The 22,558-nt window shown below is 52.2% G+C and carries 16 protein-coding genes; 14 read left to right on the top strand and 2 right to left on the bottom strand.

Annotated features, from left to right (window positions below):
- Window positions 1-536 precede the first annotated feature (536 nt).
- Complete coding sequence (locus K6V98_RS01025; RefSeq protein WP_222198668.1) at window positions 537-2,030, top strand: ATP-binding cassette domain-containing protein; 1,494 nt, start codon at window positions 537-539, stop codon at window positions 2,028-2,030.
- A 360-nt stretch (window positions 2,031-2,390) separates the two neighbouring features.
- On the opposite strand, the gene K6V98_RS01020 is transcribed toward K6V98_RS01025, so the two are convergent.
- Both K6V98_RS01020 and rlmD read right to left on the bottom strand, forming a co-directional pair.
- The gene (locus tag K6V98_RS01020) at window positions 2,391-3,938 is read right to left on the bottom strand and encodes a hypothetical protein (RefSeq protein ID WP_222198667.1); all 1,548 of its coding nucleotides are present in this window, start codon (window positions 3,936-3,938) and stop codon (window positions 2,391-2,393) included.
- A 226-nt stretch (window positions 3,939-4,164) separates the two neighbouring features.
- Window positions 4,165-5,475: a 23S rRNA (uracil(1939)-C(5))-methyltransferase RlmD gene (rlmD, locus tag K6V98_RS01015; RefSeq protein WP_222198666.1), complete on the bottom strand. Its 1,311-nt coding sequence runs from the start codon at window positions 5,473-5,475 to the stop codon at window positions 4,165-4,167.
- 706 nt (window positions 5,476-6,181) lie between these two features.
- Here rlmD and arcA point away from each other — a divergent pair.
- The 13 genes from arcA (at window position 6,182) to murD (ending at window position 22,556) form a co-directional block, all read left to right on the top strand.
- The gene (gene arcA, locus K6V98_RS01010; RefSeq protein WP_222198665.1) at window positions 6,182-7,423 is read left to right on the top strand and encodes an arginine deiminase; all 1,242 of its coding nucleotides are present in this window, start codon (window positions 6,182-6,184) and stop codon (window positions 7,421-7,423) included.
- A gap of 114 nt (window positions 7,424-7,537) precedes the next feature.
- Window positions 7,538-8,533 carry an ornithine carbamoyltransferase gene (gene argF, locus K6V98_RS01005; RefSeq protein ID WP_222198664.1) on the top strand — a complete coding sequence of 332 codons (996 nt, stop codon included), beginning with the start codon at window positions 7,538-7,540 and terminating at the stop codon, window positions 8,531-8,533.
- Between the two features lie 134 nt (window positions 8,534-8,667).
- Window positions 8,668-10,266, top strand: coding sequence for a YfcC family protein (locus K6V98_RS01000; RefSeq protein ID WP_222198663.1), 1,599 nt, complete (start codon window positions 8,668-8,670; stop codon window positions 10,264-10,266).
- 837 nt (window positions 10,267-11,103) lie between these two features.
- Window positions 11,104-11,730, top strand: a complete 627-nt coding sequence (locus tag K6V98_RS00995) for a DUF4230 domain-containing protein (protein WP_222198662.1) — start codon at window positions 11,104-11,106, stop codon at window positions 11,728-11,730.
- 167 nt (window positions 11,731-11,897) lie between these two features.
- The gene (locus K6V98_RS00990) at window positions 11,898-13,379 is read left to right on the top strand and encodes a DUF1846 domain-containing protein (RefSeq protein WP_222198661.1); all 1,482 of its coding nucleotides are present in this window, start codon (window positions 11,898-11,900) and stop codon (window positions 13,377-13,379) included.
- A gap of 63 nt (window positions 13,380-13,442) precedes the next feature.
- Complete coding sequence (locus K6V98_RS00985; protein WP_222198999.1) at window positions 13,443-14,390, top strand: tyrosine recombinase; 948 nt, start codon at window positions 13,443-13,445, stop codon at window positions 14,388-14,390.
- A 369-nt stretch (window positions 14,391-14,759) separates the two neighbouring features.
- Window positions 14,760-15,194, top strand: a complete 435-nt coding sequence (locus K6V98_RS00980; protein ID WP_371734491.1) for a division/cell wall cluster transcriptional repressor MraZ — start codon at window positions 14,760-14,762, stop codon at window positions 15,192-15,194.
- A gap of 14 nt (window positions 15,195-15,208) precedes the next feature.
- Window positions 15,209-16,195 carry a 16S rRNA (cytosine(1402)-N(4))-methyltransferase RsmH gene (rsmH, locus tag K6V98_RS00975; RefSeq protein ID WP_222198660.1) on the top strand — a complete coding sequence of 329 codons (987 nt, stop codon included), beginning with the start codon at window positions 15,209-15,211 and terminating at the stop codon, window positions 16,193-16,195.
- A 38-nt stretch (window positions 16,196-16,233) separates the two neighbouring features.
- Complete coding sequence (locus tag K6V98_RS00970) at window positions 16,234-16,710, top strand: hypothetical protein (RefSeq protein ID WP_222198659.1); 477 nt, start codon at window positions 16,234-16,236, stop codon at window positions 16,708-16,710.
- A 6-nt stretch (window positions 16,711-16,716) separates the two neighbouring features.
- The gene (locus tag K6V98_RS00965; protein WP_306792641.1) at window positions 16,717-18,582 is read left to right on the top strand and encodes a peptidoglycan D,D-transpeptidase FtsI family protein; all 1,866 of its coding nucleotides are present in this window, start codon (window positions 16,717-16,719) and stop codon (window positions 18,580-18,582) included.
- Window positions 18,583-18,679: 97 nt separating this feature from the next.
- Window positions 18,680-20,119, top strand: a complete 1,440-nt coding sequence (locus tag K6V98_RS00960) for a UDP-N-acetylmuramoyl-tripeptide--D-alanyl-D-alanine ligase (RefSeq protein ID WP_222198658.1) — start codon at window positions 18,680-18,682, stop codon at window positions 20,117-20,119.
- Window positions 20,116-21,150: a phospho-N-acetylmuramoyl-pentapeptide-transferase gene (gene mraY, locus K6V98_RS00955; protein ID WP_222198657.1), complete on the top strand. Its 1,035-nt coding sequence runs from the start codon at window positions 20,116-20,118 to the stop codon at window positions 21,148-21,150. The genes K6V98_RS00960 and mraY overlap by 4 nt, the downstream gene beginning before the upstream one ends.
- On the top strand, window positions 21,147-22,556 hold the full coding sequence (murD, locus tag K6V98_RS00950; protein ID WP_371734490.1) for a UDP-N-acetylmuramoyl-L-alanine--D-glutamate ligase: 1,410 nt from the start codon (window positions 21,147-21,149) through the stop codon (window positions 22,554-22,556). Before mraY ends, murD begins: the two co-directional genes overlap by 4 nt.
- Window positions 22,557-22,558: the final 2 nt, after the last annotated feature.

The following is a 22,558-nucleotide window of genomic DNA, read 5'->3' as shown; positions in this document are numbered from 1 at the left end:
GTGTGGGGGAGAAGGTGTACAGGCGCAAGGTTGCCATTTTCAGGGGGCGCGGCGTAAGGTTTTTGTTTTCAGGGGAGAGAAAACTCAGGCGCAAGGTTTTCATGTGCATGGGCAAGAGCGGTGAACGTCTTAGGGAGTGATGAACGTCTTAGGGAGTGATGAACGCCTCAAGGAGCAGCTAACGCCTCAACAGCCATGCTGTATCGAATATGCTCATGAGTGTGTGCTCGCATCCCTTCAAGCTGTGTGTAATGGAGTCTTTATAATTACAACGCTTTAATCGCTCCTGCATTGTCGGCATTCATCAAGATGTTTATAATGAATAAAAAGGTTGCCGGAGCCTTTGGCAAGCGCCGGCGCGAGATTGGATGCGGTGCATGAACAAAGCGTGATGCTCATAATTTATCCCTATCAGACGGAATATCAACGGTCATGCTAGGGCAGCATCATGTATAAAAGCACTTTATATTGCAAAATAAGTCTATAGTTTAGCTATTTCGTCGCTGTCTGCGTGATCCCATACAATTGGAGTTATTATGCAGCTTGATCTTTCGCACGTAACGTATACCTATCCGTTGGCGCACATGCCAGTTTTGAAAGACGTGAGCGCGTCGTTTTTACAGGGTTGGACCGGCATTATTGGCAATAATGGCAGTGGTAAAACAACGCTTGCGCAGCTGATATGCGGATACATACAACCAGATAGCGGATCTGTAACTTCGGGGCTCGTTTCGTCATTATGCACACAAAATGCTACGTATCAGCCGCATAACCTCATGGATTTTGCCTGCGCCTATGATAATCGCGCTATGACACTGAGACGCGATCTGCATATTGATGTCGATTGGTGCTGGCGGTTTGATACGCTTTCAGGAGGACAACAAAAGTGCCTACAGGTGGCATGTGCCCTTTGGGTGGCACCCGATGTCCTTATCCTCGATGAGCCAACTAATCATGTTGATACCGTAACACGTCAGGCGATTATTCAGGCGCTTTCACGTTTTAGAGGAATTGGATTGGTCATATCTCACGATCGTGAGTTGCTTAATACTTTGTGTACACAGTGTCTTTTTATTGCACATGGAAGCGTATGTATGCGTCCTGGCGACTATTCGCAGGCGGCGGCTCAAGCAGAACTTGAGCGGTCAAGTGCTGAGCGGGCTCGTGGAGTCCTCCGTAAAGAAAAACAACGACTTGAGCGTGAAGTGCAGCGTCGTCGTGAAGAGGCATCGCGTGCAGCGGGGAAGAGGAGCCTGAGGGGTATTAATCCTCGTGATTCAGATAAACGGAGAAAGGTGAGGCAAGCCATAGTCACGGGCAAAGATGGAAAAGCTGGCAGGCTTGTAACGCGTATGGTCGGTCGTCTCGAGGAAACTTGTGATCGATTTTCTGCTACGGCGGTGGATAAACGCTACGACGCTGACATATGGTTTGATACGCTTCCCTGTAGACGCAAAGTGCTCTATCGGATGGAGCCGTGTGAACTTTCTCTAGGGGATAAAACGCTGTATGTTCCGAGATTGTTTATAGAGCATACAGATCACCTTGGGCTTGTAGGCGATAACGGCACCGGCAAAACAACGCTTATCCAAAAAATAGTAGCCGATCTTCAAGGATCATTGCGCATGTTATATATTCCGCAAGAGCCTTGCGAATCTCAAAAGAGCGCAGCGCTGAATGTATTGAAAAATCTTTCAAACGAAGCGCGCGGTCGGGTTCTTTCATATATTGCGTGTCTCAACTCGTCTCCAAGCTCCTTACTTGAAGGAGATGCCATAAGTCCCGGAGAGATGCGAAAGCTCATGCTGGCTTTGGGAATTCTTAAAAAACCGGAATTAATTATTATGGATGAACCAACCAATTATCTTGATATTTGTTCTATTGAGGCCTTGGAGCGCATGCTTGTAGGTTACCCTGGAGCACTTCTTTTGGTATCTCACGATGTATCGCTCATGAAGGCGGCAACACACAAGATTATGAGAATCGAATCGTATGAGGACGGTTATAGGCTCACCTGGGACGTTGGGTAGGTGGTATTGTAGGCGGCCATGGGTTTTGGCACTCAGCGCTACACGATCCCTCGGTATTCAACGGCATGCTTACACAAAAAAGCAGGCCACTCAAACGAGCGACCTGCTAAGAGCACCGTGTGTTTTGCACGCTTTATGATTTGTATGAGTGCTGTCTGCGGAGATAAACCTTTCGCAGTGAGACTGATACAGCAAGAGTGCTTATGATTGCAGCTGCAACAAAGAGCCAGGTGCGCCAGCTTGCGCTGTTGTCGGAAATGCCGGTGGGAACAATGTCTTGCATAGCATTCAGGATCTCTACCGTATTTACCTTCTCGTTCTCTGAGAAAGCAATGCGCGCTGTCGAAATCTTTTGAGCGTCTATCCCACGCTGAGAACCTCTACGCTGGAGCACGACGGGCTGCCGCCCAACGGATTCATCTCGGAAGGCCAGTGACCTTTGTTATTATCAAAGGCTACTGTCACATGCTGGCCATCGGGCGAGTTCAAGCCATTTCGCAGATCTACAACATAGGTTTTCCCAGAATGCATTTCTCCGAGCGAGTCCATCCACGCAACCTCTTGCGGCTCGTCCAGCACGAAGAGCGTGTACGTCTTAGAAAGCACGCTGGCGTATATATCATTCGCATGTTGCCTAATCAGCTTGGCATCGGACGCACTCAATACGTCAAGACCCTCGCACAGGCCGAGCGCTTCGTCGCCTGTCACCACACGAACGGTGCCGGTTAGCACGACAAGCCCTTTTGCCTTGGCGTTCGAGATGGCGTCAGCCTTCGATTCGGTGGCCTGCCCCTGCGACGGAGACGGGGCTTGTTTTCCGTTTGGCGACTCAGCATCTTTACCACCAGCAGCATAGGCGTCCAGCGCCGAACGATCGCTTACGTCTATGAAGTTAAGCTGGACACTCTCCGCTACTACCTCTGGCGCAAGCTGCCTGGGGTCTGGGGACTGAATAGGTTCACCGTCGGCGACAAGCGCCCCATCCTTTACCACATACCGCGTTGTAGTAGGAATCACCGCACCCGAAAGCGAGCTATAGGAAAGAAACAGCCCGTTGCCCTTGTTCGACCCGGAAAGTAGGGATTGGAAGGAGCTTGCATGGCCATATCTCGTAGCGAGATCTCCGGGAACTGCTACCTGCGTCACCCCCGAACCGTCTGGAGAACCGACCCATGCGCAGTACCGCTGTCCACTGCTCATGTCTGCCGAAACCAATAGGTCGGGCATCCCGTCGGCGTTGATATCTTGAAGCACATATGTATAGGACTGGGAAGCGCCTGTGGTCTCACCCTCTGGGGTGAAGTTTACGTTCGCAATGTTATCGAGAATCTCTCCGTAGAGGCCTGCGGACTGCTTTCGTATCACGGTTTTTGAAAGGCTATCGATGCGATCGACATCAAAGCCGCTTGCCTGAGCTGCTGCTTTTGCGGCATCAATATCCTCTTTGGTGATCTCTGCTGATGGTTTCAGCTCAAAGGCTATCTCGGGAGCATCTTTGCTATTTTCATCACCGCTTTTTGTATCCAGTGTTATGGGCTTTGGCAGGGTATAGATGTCGCCTGTCTCCATAAGCGGGCTTGCCGGAAGCGAGAGCTCATACGACCCTGTGGGCACCTCAAGCTGGGGTTGGGAGGGCGAAACGTAGAATGTTTCGTCATACTCTTCTCCCGTGGTTGTCTTTCCCTTCACCTGAAGGGGGATTTTCGAGTCTGTATCCTCGTTATAGTTGGGCGTCACAAAGTTCAAGGTATACGGTTGGGACTTTGGCTCGAAGAAAGGCAGCTTGCCTCCCCAGCTTACGAACACAGCAACCACCACAGCAGCCAGCAGAATAAGTGCAATGGGCACGAGTATCCGTGCATTTGTTTTTATTTTGCCAGCAGAGGAGCCCGGGGCTGCTTTGGGCACGTGTGCTTCCTCTGTAGGAGCTTCTACCGGCGCCCCGCATGCAGAGCAGAACTTCTCCTGCCCTTTGAGGGGAGCACTACACCGAGAACAATGCTCTTTCATCCGAAACCATCCCATTCTCTTGTCCAATGTGATATGTACGATTATCAAAATCTAGAACGAAGCCCTACCTCATCAGTCACCCTCAATATTTCACCAAAAACAATGCACCATGTGCGTGATCTTGTTATCGGGTCAAATGACAGACGGTCTCCATGTGATAGGTCTGCGGGAAGAGATCAGCTGGCGTTGCCGAGATGGGGTGATACGTGCCTTCTTGTACAAATCGCGCTAAATCGCGTGCGAGGGTTGCAGGATCACATGACACATAGGCAATATCGCGGGCGCCCGATTTTGCAATCAGATCAATAGCTGCTTTCTCAAGACCGGCTCGGGGAGGATCAACTACGAGCACATCTGCTCCTTCATCAGGAAACTCTCGAACGGCATCGCCCCCAATGACATCAACATTGTCCAGACCGGCTATTTCGAGGTTTCGCCTCAGGTCTCGAACTGCCGGACCGTAGGCTTCAACAGCCGCCACATAGGCGCTGCGACGGGCAAGTGGAATCGTGAATGTGCCCGCCCCGCAGTACAAGTCCATTGCAACTTCATGGGGTTTTGGAGTGAGGGCATCCATAACGAGATCAATGAGAATCTCTGCCGCTCGCGTATTGACCTGAAAAAAGGATGGTGCAGAGATGCGCATGCTTTCTTTGGCGAGCGTCTCATGCCATGAGCCTTCTCCTGCGAGAACTTCTACTCCAGAAACACGGCGAGCGCGTCTGCCTTCTTTGCTCATAACGCGCACGATACTTTTTGGTCGTATTGCCTCGGTTAGCACGCGGCTTACTTGGGCACGCGGAAAGCCGCCGGTGGGAGTCCAGAGCGCCACCTCAAGAGCGCCGGTATTGCGCGAGGCACGAATGCCTACGCGCTCTAGCATGAGGTCGCCCGAACCAGAAAGAAAGCCAATGGCGCCAGCTACTGAGCGAACTGCTCCAGCGAAGCGCTTTTCAAAGAGGGGACAGGCCGGAACTACTACGATGTCTTGAGGGTTGCGCCCATGCATTCCTAAGCGTAGCTTGCCTGCTTGCTTATGTGGGGTAAGCTCAATTTTGTTTCGGTAGCCCCAAGCGTCCTTGGCATGGCGCAGCGGCTTGATCAGGGCTTGAGTTTCATCAGAAGAAAATCCGCCAATCCGCTCTAAGCATGAGCGAAGGTTTTCTATCTTGGCAGCTCGTTGGGCATCAAGAGAAAGTGAACCCCACGGACAGCCTCCACAGATATCGACAAAAGGGCAAGGCGCTTGTACACGATCAGGCGAGGGTTCGAGTACCTCCTCAACAACAGCGCGCGAAAACCGCTGACCTTCTTCTACAATTCGCGCCGAAACGGTATCGCCAACGAGGCCACCGGAAACAAATACGGCCTTACCAGAAGCATCGCGGGCGATCCCATCTGATCCGTAGGTCATAGAAGTTATGGTGAGCTGCATGAAGCCTCCCTCAGGGGTTCTTTTCGAGACTGCGTGAAGTCCCCAGTGAATACAAAGTGTAACCTGTCACCTCGCCGGTATCGGTAAGAGTCGCCATCAAAAATGCCCGTATGTGCGTACCGAGATCGTGGAGCTTGTTCCACCTGTGCCGCCAAGGCCGCTCGTGTCCCTCGGGCTATCCCGGCTGCTCGTGCCGTCCAGGCTGCCCTGCATGCCCATATCACCAAAAAGCGGCGGATAAGCTCTCATCAAGGGCGATCGTCGAGCAAATCAACAGAGTCAGCGCTGCCCGTGTCGTTCCAAAGCCAACGATAAAAGCTGGGCATTCACTCAAACACGTATTTCAGTGTATAAAAATTAACAAAAAATGAATCATAAACATACGTATAACTGCTTGATCAGAGCAGAGTGCCTTATACATAATGAAGCCTAAAGAATGCAGAAAAGGGTGTATCAATCCATGGAACACCAGCAAAGTCAGGAAGCTGAAACTAAGATAATACCTTGTCAACGCTTTATCATGTAAAAGTGGAGGTATTGTCTCTCCATATTCTTATACCGTTTGCTTCTCTAAAAGTACCGTTCGGGGAATTCATAGCCGACTGACTTATTTTTGGATATAACTGTAAATGACCGAGTCAAGTACGGATGCTCGGTTCATACTGTACGTATGGCCGTCCGGCCAAGATGGGAGAAAGGTAGAGCAATGACCAAAGGTCTGCGTGTTCACTCTGAAATCGGTGCGCTCAAGCGCGTCTGCCTGCATAGGCCCGGCGAGGAGCTGTTGAATCTGCCCCCCTTTGAGCTGGAGCGCCTGCTCTTCGATGATGTCCCCTTCCTTGAGGTGGCACAAGAAGAGCACGACGCCTTCGCTCAGATCCTGCGCGATCAAGGTGTAGAGGTTCTCTATTTGGAGAAGCTCGTAGCTGAGGCCTTTGACGCGGTTCCGGGAGCTCGCGACGAGTTCTTGGATCAATACATTGCTGAGGCAGGTATTAAGGGCGACTGCATGCGCAAGGTCGTGCGTGAGAAGCTTGAGTCCATCACGGATAACCTCGAGTTTGTTATGAAGACCATGGCAGGTCTTACGAAGGCAGAGATTGAGATACCGCTTTCTGCTGGCTCCACGCTCAACGCTTTGGTGAACTCCGAGAGCGAGTCTGATCTGATTATCGATCCGATGCCTAACCTGTACTTCACCCGCGATCCATTTGCGGTGGTAGGCAATGGCGTGTGCTTGAACCGTATGTACTCGGTCACGCGCAATCGTGAGACCCTCTATGGCAAGTACATCTTCAAGTATCACCCCGACTATAAGGATGTGTCGCTCTACTTCCGTCGCGATGCCGCCTTCCACACCGAGGGTGGAGACGTACTGAATATCAATGCCAAGACCTTGGCTGTTGGTATTTCTCAGCGTACGCAGGCAGCTGCAATTGATGTCATGGCTCAAAATATCTTCTGGAACTCTGATTCTGAGGTCGAGCGGATTTTGGCCTTCAATATTCCTAATAACCGCGCCATGATGCACTTGGATACGGTCTTTACGCAGATCGACCATGACAAGTTCACCATTCACCCAGCCATCATGGGTACGCTGCAGGTCTTTGAACTGACTCCGGGTAAGAACTCGGGAGATGTCAACATCACTGAGCTGAATGACACGCTTGAGCACATTCTTGCTAACGCAACTGGTCAAGATCAGGTCAAGCTCATTCCTTGTGGTGGCGGCGATCCGATTGCTGCTGCTCGCGAGCAGTGGAATGACGGCTCCAATACGCTGGCCGTGGCTCCTGGCAAGATTTGCGTCTATGCACGTAATACCGTTACGAATGACGTGCTGTATAAGGAAGGCCTGGAGCTGTTGGTCTGCCCCTCGGCTGAGCTTTCCCGTGGACGCGGCGGCCCGCGCTGCATGAGCATGCCCTTCGAGCGTGAGGACATCTAAGATTTGTTTGCCCGGCGGTGCGTCCAGGTGGCGCACCGCCTCGCTTCGGTGAGGTTTTATCCTCACCGCGCCCCGTGGGGGCATCGCACGGAACCTAGGACGAAAGGAATTAGTATGGGAGTCAACCTCTCCGGACGCAGCTTTGTGAGGCTGCTTGATTTCACAACAGAGGAGATCGAGTACCTGCTCGCTCTCTCACGTGATCTCAAGAACCTCAAGCGCACAGGCACTCCGCACCGTTATTTGGAGGGCAAGAATATCGTCTTGCTGTTCCAAAAGACCTCCACGCGCACCCGCTGCTCCTTTGAGGTGGGCGCCATGGATTTGGGCATGGGCGTGACCTATCTGGATCCGGGTTCATCGCAGATGGGCAAGAAGGAGTCCATTGAGGACACCGCGCGCGTGCTCGGTCGTATGTATGACGGAATTGAGTTCCGCGGCTTTGCACAAGAGGATGTAGACGAGCTTGCCGCCAAAGCTGGCGTTCCGGTATGGAATGGCCTGACTGATCTTTGGCATCCGACCCAGATGCTCGCGGATATTTTGACGGTTCAGGAGAATTTCAATTACGACATCAAGGGTAAGACCTTGGTCTTTATGGGCGACGCTAAGAATAACGTTGCTCGTTCTTTGATGGTAGTCTGCGCCAAGCTGGGCATGAACTTTGTGTCTTGTGGCCCGAAGGAGTGCATGCCGACCGATGATGTGATTGAGGCGTGCCGCCCGATCGCTGAAGAGCATGGCTGCACCATTACGCTGACTGATAATCCCGAAGAGGCCGTTCGTGGCGCACATGTGATCTATACCGATGTGTGGGTATCCATGGGCGAGCCTGATGAGGTATGGACTGAGCGTATCAAGCAGCTTGAGCCGTATCGCGTGACTACCGAGCTCATGGCCAAGGCCGATCCTTCTGCAATTTTCCTGCACTGCCTCCCGTCTTTCCACGATACCAATACAACTACCGGCGCTGAGATTGCTGAGAAGTTTGGTGTCACGGAGATGGAGGTTGAAGACGAGGTCTTTGAGTCAAGCCAGTCAAAGGTTTTTGATGAGGCCGAGAATCGTATGCACACCATCAAGGCCGTGATGTACGCGACCCTGAAGTAGAGCCTCGCGGTGGGGCGGGGCTTTGGCCTCGTCCCATTTGCTTCTATTCGGTTTTGGCCCCCGCAAGATTTGCACGGCACGGATTTTCTTGAGGGGGAGCAGTTCTATTAATAAAGAAGGGAGGATGAGAGCATATGTCAGACGTCGCTAAGAAAAAGCGCGGAATGCTGTCATCGTTCACCATTCTTCTCATCCTGCTGGCGCTTGTCGCCATCGTTACCGTCATCGTTTCAGGTATGACCGATGAGGTTACTGCGGCCACCCTGCCCGATTTCTTCATGGCACCTGTCCACGGCTTTGCTGATGCTTTGCCGGTGTGCCTCTTCGTCCTCATTCTGGGCGGTTTTTTGGGAATGATGACCAAGACCGGCGCGCTGGATAACGGCATTGCTGCGTTGGTAAGAAAGCTCAAGGGTAACGAGATCCTTTTGATCCCGGTACTCATGGCAATCTTTTCTCTGGGCGGCTCTACCTATGGTATGTGCGAGGAGACCGTTCCGTTTTACGCATTGCTTGCTGCCACGATGATGGCTGCAGGCTTTGACCCCATGGTGGGTGCAGCTACCGTCTTGTTGGGCGCTGGCTGTGGCTGCTTGGGCTCAACGGTCAACCCCTTTGCGGTTGGCGCTGCAGTAGACTCGCTTACCAGCAAGGGTATTCAGGTCAACCAGACAATCATCATTGGTTTGGGTGCGGTGCTCTGGGCAGTAACCACGCTCATTTCCATCATCTTTGTAGTGATGTACGCCAAGAAGGTAAAGGCCGATAAGGGCTCCACCATTCTTTCTCTCCAAGAGCAAGAAGATGCTCAGGAGGCTCATGGTAAGGCCGCGTCAGAAGCAGGCGCAGATGTGGTGCTTACTGGTCGTCAGAAGGCCGTGCTGGGTCTTTTTGCCGTGACCTTTATTGTCATGATCGTCGGCTTCATTCCGTTGGGCGACCTCAACCAGGGTATTGCAGACTTCTTTGATGCCGGTCATGGCACCGAAGAGGTTGTATCAGATGTTACTGGCGAAGATCTCGTCGGTGCATATACGGATGCTCATAAAGACGATGAGGTAACTATTACCGATACTGCCATTGAGGGCAAGACGGTTGGTACCAACGTCAGCCAGCGCACAACCTCGCTTGGGTGGAGCGCATATATTACTGGCGTGCCTTTGGGTGGCTGGTACTTTGATGAGGCATCAACATGGTTCTTCATCATGGCAATTGTTATTGGTATCGTCGGTGGCCTGTCTGAGAAGGAGATCGTAAATACCTTCATCTCAGGCGCTGCAGACATGATGAGCGTTGTCTTGATCATTGCTCTGGCACGTGGTGTCTCGGTACTCATGGCAGCAACTGGTCTTGACCAGTACGTGTTGCATAATGCAGCGGAAGCGCTTTCGGGACTCTCAGGCATCATCTTTGCGCCTATGAGCTACCTTGTGTACTTCTTACTGTCCTTCCTGATTCCTTCAACGTCGGGCATGGCAACGGTGTCTATGCCTATCATGGGGCCGCTTGCGGTGAAGCTCCACTTCTCGCCTGAGGTCATGGTGATGATCTACTCGGCAGCCATTGGTGTGGTGAATCTCTTTACCCCGACTTCTGGTGCCATCATGGGTGGTCTTGCACTTGCTCGTATTGAGTGGACTACCTGGCTTAAGTTTGCCCTTAAGATCATCGTCACCATCGTGATTGCTTCGGTGATCATCCTTACGATCGCCTGCATGTTGATCACGCCGTAGGTACGCTTTTCGTCGCCTCGCGCGGGTGCTGAGTAAGTAACCCGCGCAGGTGGGCTGTTGGTCGCTGTATACGCAAGAGCTGATCGCGCTCGTTGAAGCGGCTTACACGATATCTCATCGGCTGCACAGTGCGCGGCCGGTGCGGATCCTTCCCCTGAGACCCCCTCTCGTTCCGTGCGCGAGAGGGGGTTCTCTCTTTTTTAGAGGTAGGAGGCAAAGGGGAGGTATAGAGTACAAAACATGGGTATGAAAAGGCTCTATTTGTGTAGGTAAAGATTGAAAGATGTTCGAGTTGATTTTTCCCGATACGGGGTTCTTACACAGTAAAGTGGTCTTGCCGGTGTGAGAATCTTACCTGGTACAGCATTTTCGTTTAGCTCACAGTTCTTAGCTAGCGCATTGTTCTCGCTAGGCACATAGATCTTATCTGCGCTCTGTTCTTACCTGGCGAGCTGTTTTTGCTAGGCGCACAGATCTTACCTAGCACGGGCGATTTTGCTCACACGCGTCACCTCGGCTAGCGCGGCGATTTTGCTCACCGTGAGGTCACTTCACCTGGCGCTGCCTTGGGACAAAAAGCATGCTTATGCTTGTAGGATTCTTCTGGTATAGCCACACTATTGAGAGCTTGAGGGTTCTCGCTGGTTTGGAGTTCGCAGCAAACAAGGCTATAGCGCGCTAACAGCACCAACACTCGACTAAATAAATTAGACGCCTCAGTATCTGCGGTACAATCATACGAAGAAATAAACTAACAAGGCCTCAGGAGTGCGAGGTGGAGGTACTGTCTAATCTGATGGGCTTCCGATAGACGCTTCTAATCAGACAGGAGCTCTCATGCGTCGTTCAAAGCAATTTGGCATAGCACCACTTCTCATCATTATTGTGCTGGGCATTGCCTTGGGTGCCCTGGGGGTTTTGGCGATTCAGCGTGTTACCACGCCAGTTGTGCGTCTCAGTGCAACAACGGTTCAGGAGCAAATCAGCCGCGCATCTGAGCTCGCTACGGCTCGTTTGAGCTATCGAGGTCTTGTCACGTATGAACAGGGTGACCTTCCGTTTATCACAAAAAAAGGCTTTACCATGATCTATGACGCAGATGTGCGTGCTGGCGTGGATCTTACAAAGGCTGAAGTCAAGCAAGACGGGAAGTCGATTTCTGTGGCGCTTCCGGCAGCAACAATGCAGTCTATTTCTATCGACCCTCACTCAATTCAGTTCTTTGATGAGAAATTTGCCCTATTTAATTGGCAAAACAGAGCGGATGCCGCCGAGGCGCTCAAGATTGCCTCAAGCGATGCTGAAGCAAAGGTTGATGCAAGTGCTTTAATCGAGACATCAAACGACCAGGCAATTGTTACGGTAAAGTCGCTGCTGGAGCCCTTTGTTTTGGCAGGCGATTATACCGTTGATGTAAAAATCATTCCGTCTCAGTCTAATACTGGGGAGACTACAAAAAAATAGCTCTCATACCGCGTTCTTGCCTTCTGTGTGCTATGGATGTGGGAACTACATGTCCGTCGGATATATGCCGCCCTTATTTCTAGTAAAGCCTGCGTTCTCGCTATACTAGTCAAGCGTTAGGTTAAGCCAGGAGGGTGATCCTCCGGTAGTCGGGAGGAGCTCATCCGATGCGCGTTGGTTTCGATAATGAGAAATACCTTGAACTGCAGGCAGCGCGAATTAAGGAGCGCATTGCTCAGTTTGGTGGAAAGCTCTATCTCGAATTCGGCGGAAAGCTCTTAGATGATTACCATGCGAGTCGTGTGCTTCCGGGTTTTGCTCCAGACACCAAGTTTCGTATGCTTGAAAACCTCGTTGATGAGGTAGAGGTCATCTTTGCTATTAACGCGGGGGATATTGAGAAGAGCAAGGCTCGTGGAGACCTCGGGATTACCTATGATGAGGATGTTTTGCGCCTTGCAGATATCTTTCGAGCGAATGGCTTTGCAATTGCCGGTGTTGTGCTCACGCAGTATGCCTCTCAGCCTGCTGCAGACGCGTTTCGTGCCCGTCTTGAAATGCTTGAGATTCCCTGCAGTATTCACTATCCCATTGAGGGCTATCCGCACGATATTGATCTCATTGTGTCGGAGGAGGGCTACGGTCGAAATGAGTTCGTAGAGACGACACGTCCTTTGGTAGTTGTGACTGCTCCAGGTCCTGGTTCGGGCAAGCTCGCTACCTGTTTGTCTCAGCTTTACCATGAGCACCGCCGTGGTACGGCTGCAGGATACGCAAAGTTTGAAACCTTCCCGGTTTGGAATTTGCCCCTTACGCATCCCGTGAATATTGCATACGAATCTGCAACGGTAGACTTAGACGATGCAAATATTATTGACTCGTTCCATCTGGAAGCCCATGGTGAGACGACGGTGAATTACAACCGCGATGTTGAGGCCTTTCCGGTTGTAAAAGCCTTGATGGAAAAGATTTTGGGAAAAAGCCCCTATCAGAGTCCGACTGATATGGGTGTCAATATGGTTGGCTTTGCTATTTCCGATGATGAGGTGTGCCGTGAGGCTTCGCGTGCAGAAATCGTACGGCGCTATTTCTCTGCTGCAACAGCTGTAAAGCGCACGGGGGCTGGCCAAGAGCAGGTGAGCCGCCTGAAGGTCATTATGCAGAAGGCTGGCGTGGATAAGGATTTTCTACCCACACGTCGCTCCGCGTTGGCGCGTGAGGCTGCGACCGGCTATCCCGCAGGGGCACTGATGCTCTCTGATGGTACGGTGGTGACTGGCAAGACCTCGGAGCGCTTGGGCGCTGCCAGTTCGCTGCTGATGAATGCCTTAAAAGCAGTCACGGGCGTTGATCCTGAGCTTGAGGTTATTTCTAATAGCGCTATTGAGCCAATAAGCCGACTGAAAATTGCACATTTGGGAAGCAGGAATCACCGCTTGCATTCAGATGAAACGCTCATTGCACTCTCAATTACGAGCAGTGCAAGTACAACCGCTGCCCGTGTTATTGATGGCTTGCCACTCTTGCGAGGCTGTGATGCGTTCTTTAGCGTGATCATCTCTGATACTGATGAGCAAATCTATCGCAAGCTCGGCATCAATGTGTGCTGCGAGCCTAAGTACGAGCGCCATTCGTACTATCACGGGTAGGGAAGCGAAGCAACAGCGATGGGCGAGATAGGTGGGCGAGGTGCGTGCGGCGACAGGCTCGATATGTACTCGGTGCCTGCAGCACCGCTGCTTGGGACGAGCATGCTTGAGCGGCAGCGCGACGAGTATCTGTCGCACCTAGCACTTGAGCGGGGGCTTTCTGTGCATACGGTTGCGGCGTACCGCCGTGATCTCGATTCCTATATCGCCTTTCTTTTGGATCGGGGCATTGAGCAGGCAGACGACGTGGCGCGTCGTGATATTGAAGACTTTGCTGCAGCAAAGCGCCGGGCGAACTACGCTGTTTCGTCAGTTTCTCGGGCGCTATCTGCAGCAAAAGGCTTGCATCGGTTTTTAGTGCGTGAGGGAGCTACTGATAAAGAACCTGCCGCTGCAATAAAGTTGCCCGGCAAGAGACGGGTGCTGCCCGACTTCATCTCAATTGATCAAGCCATTGCCCTGCTCGATCAAAGATTTCCAGAAACACCTGCTGGAGAGCGCGATCATGCCATGCTTGAGGTGCTCTATGGGTGCGGGCTTCGCGTATCTGAGCTGACTGGCTTAGATGAGCGAGATCTCTTTTTAGAAGAGGGCTTTTTGCGCGTCATGGGCAAGGGTTCAAAAGAGCGGCTTGTTCCGGTGGCGGGCTCGGCTGTTGCAACGCTCAAGTCATATATATCTGGTGGTGCTCGCGGCTCACTCGCTGCCCATGCCAGGCATCAGACATCGGCTGCTGTCTTTTTGAACATGCGTGGCAAAAGAATTTCTCGTCAAAGCGTACATTCCATGTGTGAGCGGTATGGGCGTGCTGTGGGCATTGAGGGTTTGCATCCTCATACATTGAGGCATTCGTTTGCAACACATGTGCTTGCTGGTGGGGCAGACCTGCGCGTTCTTCAAGAGATTTTGGGTCATTCAGATATTTCAACCACGCAGATTTACACGCATGTAGACCGCACACAGCTGACTGAGGTCTATCTAGCGGCTCACCCCCGTGCCCGCCGTGCCTGAGTAGATCTCATCGAATACCTCGCCTTAGGTGGAAAGCATGCTTGCGCTCATCACCGGGGCGACACAAATGGGCGTGTGAGCCAGAGCGCAGTCGCTTTACCGAGAAGCATGAGGCTCTCATATTCCACCGATACATATAGATAAAAAAACTTATACAAACACAAGATCTTGTGATTTCTCCCAGGCAGTTTTGCGCCTCAGAACAGGCGTTCGATGACTGCTCAGGGTAGGTAGTGGTGCCAAAAATAGCCTTTGGGGGAGAAAGTGGGAAAAAATGTTGTAAATAGGGGGCACAGCCCATAGAATGAAGAGGCCGGCAACGAGGCCGTGTTTGCGCACAGCCATTGAGCGCGAAAGGAGGGTGCAGCAGTGATTTTGACCGGAACATACGAGCGCAATCTCGATGCGAAGGGTCGTCTTTCTCTGCCTGCTCCTGTTCGTCGCGAGCTCAGTGATCATGTCTATGTGCTTCCCGCTCTCGATGCCGACGCCCTGTATGTCTTCTCAGATGAGGGATTTGAGAAGTGGGTCTTAGGCCTGTTCGAGAAGCGCGGTGGCTTTGATGCCCGTAAGCGCGAGGACCAGGAGCTGATGAGGCGGTTGACCTCTATGGCAGTACCGATGGATATCGATGCTGCTTCGAGGATTGGCCTAACTGAGCAGCTGCGCCAGAAGAAAAACCTCTCTCGCGAGGTTACGGTCGTGGGCAACTTCGACCATCTGGAAATCTGGGATCGTGCCACCTGGGAGCAGAGTCAGGCCGAGCAGACCGATGAGGATCTGGCCGCCATCTTCTTCTCGTAAAGGGACAGGCGTACATGGCATCGGGAACGTTGACAAACGAATATCGGCATGAACCTGTGATGCTCAAGGAAGTACTTGATGCACTTGCGATACGCCAGGACTCGGTTGTATGTGATTGCACGCTTGGAGGCGCAGGCCACTCGCTTGCAATTGCCTCCCAGCTTGGATCGGACGGCCTGCTCATTGGCATCGACCAGGATGACATGGCGCTCTCAGCTGCTCGCGAGCGGCTAGAAGCCAGTCAAAGCACAGCAACCCATCGCCTCCTCAAAGGCAATTTTGGGGATCTCGATGAATTGCTTTGTAAGGTAGAAATACCCGGTGTTGATGCGTTCCTCTTTGATCTTGGCGTATCGAGTCCGCAACTTGATATTCCCGGAAGGGGCTTTTCATACAACGAAGATGCCCCCCTTGATATGCGCATGGACCCGGGTACACACACCCTAAATGCAGCTGAGGTCTTAAACACCTATACCGAAGCCGACCTCACCCGGATCCTTCGCACCTTTGGAGAGGAGCGATTTGCTGCTCAGATTGCACGCGCAATTGTACGCAGACGCCAAGTTGCTCCTTTACAGACCACCGGCGACCTTGTTGAGGTTGTGAAAGCGGGCATACCCGCTGCGGCACGTCGCCACGGTGGACACCCTGCGCGTAAAACCTTTCAGGCTGTGCGCATTGAAGTGAACCATGAATTGGACGTGCTTGAACGTGGTCTATCTGCGGCGATCCGCTGGTTGAACCCCGGCGGGCGCATCTGCGTGATCTCGTATCACTCCCTTGAGGATCGAATGGTCAAACGCATGTTTCAAGATCTCGCTCAAGGCTGTATTTGCCCGCCCGATCTTCCAATATGCACCTGTAATAACGTGCCGATACTCAAGATCATAACCCGAAAACCCCAGGCAGCGAGTCCTGAAGAGGTTGCTCGCAATCCTCGGGCACGCTCAGCAAAGATCCGAGCTGCTATCCGGCTCAAGACCTTGCAAAAGCGTTTGTAACGTTGTAAGAACACTGGTTTTGAAAGGGGTTGCATATCATGGGGTATACCTCCGGATCAGCAGCCGTTTCCTATGATATGCGCGCAGAAGCACTCGGCTATGACTATAGTGCTGCGCCAGCATACCCCGCGCCAGTTTCCCGCCCACGCTTGGATGTTGTTCCAGGTGCCGGTCGTGAAGCCGATCAGATGGTGAGCCCTGCCTTTGTGCAGACGCTTAAAACCTTGCTCATGCTCGTTGTTGCATTCTGTGCCGTTGGTGCCATTCGTGTTTCTGTGGCAGAGCTTACGGCTTCTTCGCTTAATTCAAACGCAAAGCTGACTGCTGCCATTGAGACCGCTACGCAGGCAAGCTCCGACCTTGAGGTAAAGCGTTCGGTGTATGGGGCAACGACACGCATTCGTGACTTTGCTACTACGGCTTTAGGTATGGTTGAGTCAGATGGCGGCGTGACCCTTGATGTGTCTGATCCGGCACCGGCCGCCTCCACACCAGACGCGCCCGCCGCGAGCTAATTTTTCATGGCCGATCGCAGAACAGAGGGCCGCACCGATCGGAGCGGCCAATCTTTGTATGGAAGCTCATCTCGCGGCTCTGGTGCGTCCCGCACACCTGGCACATCTCGTTCATTTGGTGCACGAGATACCTTTGGCAAAGATCGTCAATCAAGTCCATCACGTGCGAACACGTCTCGCGATCGCGCATCTGAGCGTTTTGAGCGTGAAGCTGATCGCACCTTTTTATCACGTCGTACGGTCGTATTGGGGCTGATGGGTCTTCTCGCTACGCTCACCACCGGAAAGCTTGCCGAACTTCAACTCATTAATGCTGAACAGTATCGTCGTGAAGCAAATATTCGTCGACTTGCCAGTCAAACGCTGTTCTCGAAGCGCGGAACTATCTATGATCGCAATGGTAACGTGTTAGTGTCGAGCGTTGAGTGCAAAAATGTCTATGTGAATCCAAAGCTCATTACCGATGTTGACGCTGCAGTAAACGTTTTAGTAGACGTCCTTGGAGTTGATGCTCAAGAGACGCGCGAGCTCTGTGAGGCAGATACAACGTTTTGCTATATTGCTCATCAGGTTGACCAAGAGGATGCAGACAAGATTGCAGATCACAAGGTTGATGGCATTGAATTTGAGCAAACCACCAAGCGAATTTATCCCTATGGTCCGGTAGCATCTCAGGTACTAGGGGTTGTGAACCGCGATGGCGAAGGGGTCTCTGGCCTTGAGCTCTACTATGATGAACTGCTTCGCGGAACCGATGGCTCGATCGTGCGTGAGCGAGCGCGAGATGGGGGCTTCATTGCTGGTGGAGCCTACGAAAAAAAGCCCGCAACTGACGGCATTGATCTCGTACTCTCGTTGGATGTCAATATTCAGATGGCTGCCGAGGAGGCAATTGCAAAGGGCGTAGCTGATGCAGGGGCAAAGTACGGCTCTGCTATCGTCTGTGATCCCACAACGGGAGAAATCCTTGCCGCCTGTTCGTACCCTACCTATGATCAGTCAGACCTTTCAAATGCACGTACAGAGGATATGAATCTTCGCGTAGTTACGGATGCTTATGAGCCCGGTTCGGTATTCAAGACGCTGGTAGCTGGTATGGGTATTGATTTGGGCATCATGAATCCTGATACCATTTTTTATGTACCGCCAACTGTACTTGCAGGCGATGACCCGGTTCGTGATGTTGATAAGCGCGACTATGCTATGGATATGACGCTTCGCGAGATCCTGCGTCGCTCTTCAAACACGGGCATGATTTTGGTTGGAGAAAAGATCGGTGCCGATGAATTTGCATCCTATCTTAAAAAGTATGGCTTAGGCACCGGCAGTGGCATTGATTTTTCGGGGGAGTCTCCCGGTATCATTAAAAAGCGTGAAGAATATGACGGCGCAAGCGTTGCCTCCATGTCATTCGGCCAGTCAATCGCGGTGTCTCCCATTGAGATTCTTCGTGCGGAGACCGGCATTGCGAATGGCGGCATGATGAGTGCGCCACACTTCTTAAAGTCCAAGCAGGGCGAGGAGGTTGATTGGAGCCATAAGCAAGAGCGTTGTATCTCTGCTGAGGCTGCCGATCAGGTGGTTTCTATGATGAAAACAGTTGTGGCTGAAGGTACCGGCTCATCTGCTCAGATTGAGGGCTATACCATTGCTGGTAAGACCGGTACAGCCGAGCGTGCTGGAGCTGGCGGTTATCAGTCGGGTAATAATATGGCCTCGTTTATTGGGTTCGTAGCACAAGAGACGCCTAAGGCTATGACCTATATCACCTTGGATGGGACGGCTAATATGTCTGGCTTTGCAATTGCTCCCTTCAAAACGATTATGGCTTCCGCAATTAAGGAGCTGGGTATTGCCCGTGACACAGCTTGATCTTGACTTCTGTCTGTGCAAATACGGTTGGCTATAAGAAGAGTTGCTGTTTGGCGGATAGAATAGATCGCTAGCCATCGGCTACGGAGGATGTCGGATGATCGAGATTGCAGTCAAATACCTTGAACAGGTGACGGAGGCACGCCTCTGGACAGGAGATGCAAACCGCGTTTGCAAAGGCGTGGTCATTGACTCGCGTGAGGTGGGCAAAGACTCGCTCTTTGTTGCCTTTGAAGGTGAGCACGCCGATGGGAATCGCTTTGCGCCAGATGCTATTCGATCAGGTGCTGCAGCTGTTGTGCTTACCCATGAGCCGGCGCATGATTTGATTAAGCTTGCCGATCAGCATCAGTGTTCCATCTTTTCTTGCGACGATCCTCAGGAGTTTCTACTCCTACTTGCCCAAGACTATCGGGCGCGTATGGGCTGCACCGTTGTTGCCATTACAGGCTCAATTGGTAAGACAACGACGAAAGATGTCCTTGCTGCCTTACTAAAAACCCGCTATCGGGTGCATGCAACCGCAGGCAACCTTAATAGTCTTATTGGCATGCCGCTTACGATTTTGGCAGCGCCTCGTGATACTGAGGTTATGGTGCTTGAGATGGGTATGGATGCTCCTGGCCAGATTGAGCGGTTATCACGCTCAGCTCAGCCTACGTACGGGATTATCACCAAGATTGGTACCTCGCATGTGGGGCTGCTCGGCGGAAGAGAGGCAATCGCAAAGGCAAAGGCAGAGATCGTAGCCGGTATGCCTCCCTCATCAGAGCGTGTTGAGGGTCACCACTCGCGTTTATTCCTTTCGGGAGAAGATGATTTTACGCCCTTCATCATCGAGCATGCAGCACGGCCAGCAGGCATTGACGTGCACCTCTTTGGGTTAGCCTCTGATGACGATATTTCTGCTGCTCATATTCAGCTTGATGTGGAAGGCCATCCGAGTTTTGCTATCACCTTTCCTGATGGCACGTCGTTTAAAACCACCCTTTCGCTTACCGGCCGCCAAGCAGTTCTCAATGCCTTAGCTGCTGCAGGTGTAGCGCGAGAGCTTGGTATTGCATGTTCTGAAATTGGTACAACCTTTGAGCAGCTTTCGGTAACGGGACGCCGTCAAGAGATGAGGCGAGCCCGCAGCGGCGCGCGGATCATTGACGATTCATATAACGCAAGTCCTGAGTCTATGGCAGCAGGCCTTGATTTGCTCGCAGCGCTTTCTTGTGAAGGTATGCGTGTGGCAATCTTAGGTGAGATGGGCGAGTTGGGAGATGAGGCAGCGCGGCTCCATGGCTTAACTGGAGCCTATGCGGCAGCGATTCGTCCCGATCTTCTCATCTGCGTTGGTGGCGAATATGCACATGCAATGGCTGCATCTGCTCGCCTGATGGGTATGTCTGCTGCTGCAGTTGTCGAAGTCGATTCGGTTGAACAGCTTTCTGCTCGCTATACCGAAGCCTTTGAGTCTAACGATTTACTCTTGGTTAAAGCATCACGTTTTGTTGGACTCGACCGATTTGTAGAAGGAGCCTGTGCATGATTGGCAATCCATCCTATCCAACCTACCAGGCATTTTTGGCGCTCGGTATCGCGGCGCTCATCACCTTTGTGCTTATGCCGCTGTGGATTCGCTTGCTCACCTATGAAGGTATTGGGCAGCAGGTTCGAGCAGATGGCCCGCGCAGGCATCTAATCAAGCAAGGCACCCCAACGATGGGCGGTGTTGTGATTCTTATCGGGATCGTGGGATCATGCTTGCTGGTGGGCAAGATGAGCTTTGAAATGCTTTTGGCACTTGGAGCCATGCTCGCAACAGGAGCCTTAGGTCTACTTGATGATATTTCAAGTGTTGCCAAGGCGCGCTCCTTAGGCCTCACGCCCGCCGCAAAGATGGCAGGGCTCACCCTGATCGCTACTACCTTTTTCCTCATTGCAATTAATGCATGCGGAGTGTCGCCAAAGATCGCATTTCCCTTCGGCATCTCGATTGATCTTGGAGTGCTTACCACCACGCTTGAGCTAGCGGGAGGAACTATCACCTTACCGTGGCTCTATCTCATCTTCGTTTTTCTGCTCTTTGCGGGTATGTCAAACGCCGTCAACCTAACCGATGGTCTTGATGGGCTTGCGGGGGGTACCTGCATGATGGCAATGATCATTATGGCTGCGGTTTGCTTTTTGAGCGGCGACGCCAACCTCTCGATCTTTTGCGCCGCTGCCGCCGGTGCTCTCATTGGATTCTTATGGTTTAACGCCTACCCGGCGAGTATCTTCATGGGCGATACTGGCTCGCTTGCCTTAGGTGCGGCCTTAGCTGCGGTGGGAATTCTTACGAACGCTGAGCTTACCTCACTCGTGGTTGGCGGCCTGTTCATTATTGAGGCACTTTCTGTCATGATTCAGGTCGTGAGCTTTAAGGCAACGGGTAAGCGCGTCTTTTTAATGGCTCCCATTCATCATCATTTTGAGAAACTTGGGTGGGCAGAGACAAAGGTTGTTATCCGTTTTTGGATTATCTCGGCCGCCTTTGGTGCCATTGGCCTAGCTCTGTTCTTCCAGCTTGGAGCGTGATTGTATTGTGTGCAAAGGAGCCATTTAGTTTACTAATCTTAGGTCAGGGGTCTACGGGCTCGGCGCTCGCGTCATGGGCACTCAAGCATCGACCAGAGCGCGTGAGTTCCGTCACGGTGATGGGCGGGGCGTCCTCGCTGCCAAATGCCACGACACGTGAGCTTGAAGCGGCAGGCGTTTCGTTCATCTATGGAACTGATGAGGTCGTAGGTTCGTATGATCTTTGCGTAGCAAGTCCTGGAATCTCAGAATTCAGCCCATTTTTTCTCTCTGCACGTGCTGCCTCGCAAGAGATTATGGGAGAGCCTGAGTTTGCGTATCGTCTCTCACCTGAGCACTGGTGTGCGATCACGGGAACGAATGGCAAGACCACAACCACTGCCCTCATTGCTCACTTATTGCAAGCTTCAAACATTGCCCACGATACGGTGGGAAATATTGGTGACCCATGTATTTCTCGGGTTGATGAGCGAGCAGAGCAGTCGTGGTTTGTCGCTGAGCTATCAAGCTTTCAGCTCGCAACCACGCATGATCTGCGTCCGCGCGTTGGCATTCTTTTGAATATCGCACCGGATCACCTCTCATGGCATCGCACGCAGGAAGCCTATGCTCGGGCAAAGCTTCGCATGTTTGCCAATATGGAAGGTGACGATCTTTGCATTGTCTGCGATGATGATCCGGGTATTACCGCCTTTTTAGAGGCAGGAGCCTTGGGCGATCGCCGAGTTTGCCATGTCTCAATGCTTGATACAGGTTCTCCCGAAGCTGCCTTTGTGCGCGGCGGTGTGTTAACGGTACGTCTCGCTGGAGAAGAGATTCGCTTGGTTCGCCCCGAAGAGCTCAAGATTCCGGGGACGCATAATACGCTGAATGCTCTCGCTGCAGCTGCAGCAGCCTTGTACGTTGGCGCAGATGAGGAGTGTGTGCGCCAGGGCTTATGCGAGTTTGCTCCCCTGGAGCATCGCCTGGAGCCAGCAGGGGAAGCAGCGGGCGTTTTCTATATCAATGATTCAAAGGCCACCAATACCGATGCGGTGATTTGCGCCCTTCAAGCTCTTGCTGCTGAGCGCACGATCGTGCTTTTGGGTGGCCGCGATAAGGGTGGCCCGCTTGAGGCCTTTGCAGATACGGTTGCTCAATCTGTTGTAGCTGCTGTCTGCTTTGGTGAGGCTCGCGAGCGGATTCGAAGAGCTCTTGAAGCCGCTCAGGGTTCTGAGAGCATCGATATTGCCGAGGCTGCTGATTTGCGTGACGCAGTTGATGTGGCTCGGAGCCTCGCACATCCCGGTGATACGATCCTCCTCTCACCTGCTTGTTCTTCATTTGATGAGTTTCAAAGCTTTGAAGAGCGTGGCTCTGCCTTTAAGGCGTATGTGGCAGAGCTTGCCGCTGCAGATGAGGGTTAAGC

Origin of the sequence: Collinsella ureilytica, assembly GCF_019795105.1 — a bacterium.
GTDB lineage: Bacteria > Actinomycetota > Coriobacteriia > Coriobacteriales > Coriobacteriaceae > Collinsella > Collinsella ureilytica.
The sequence above is the reverse complement of the archived record's forward strand: the minus strand, read 5'-3'. Positions and strand labels throughout refer to the sequence as shown.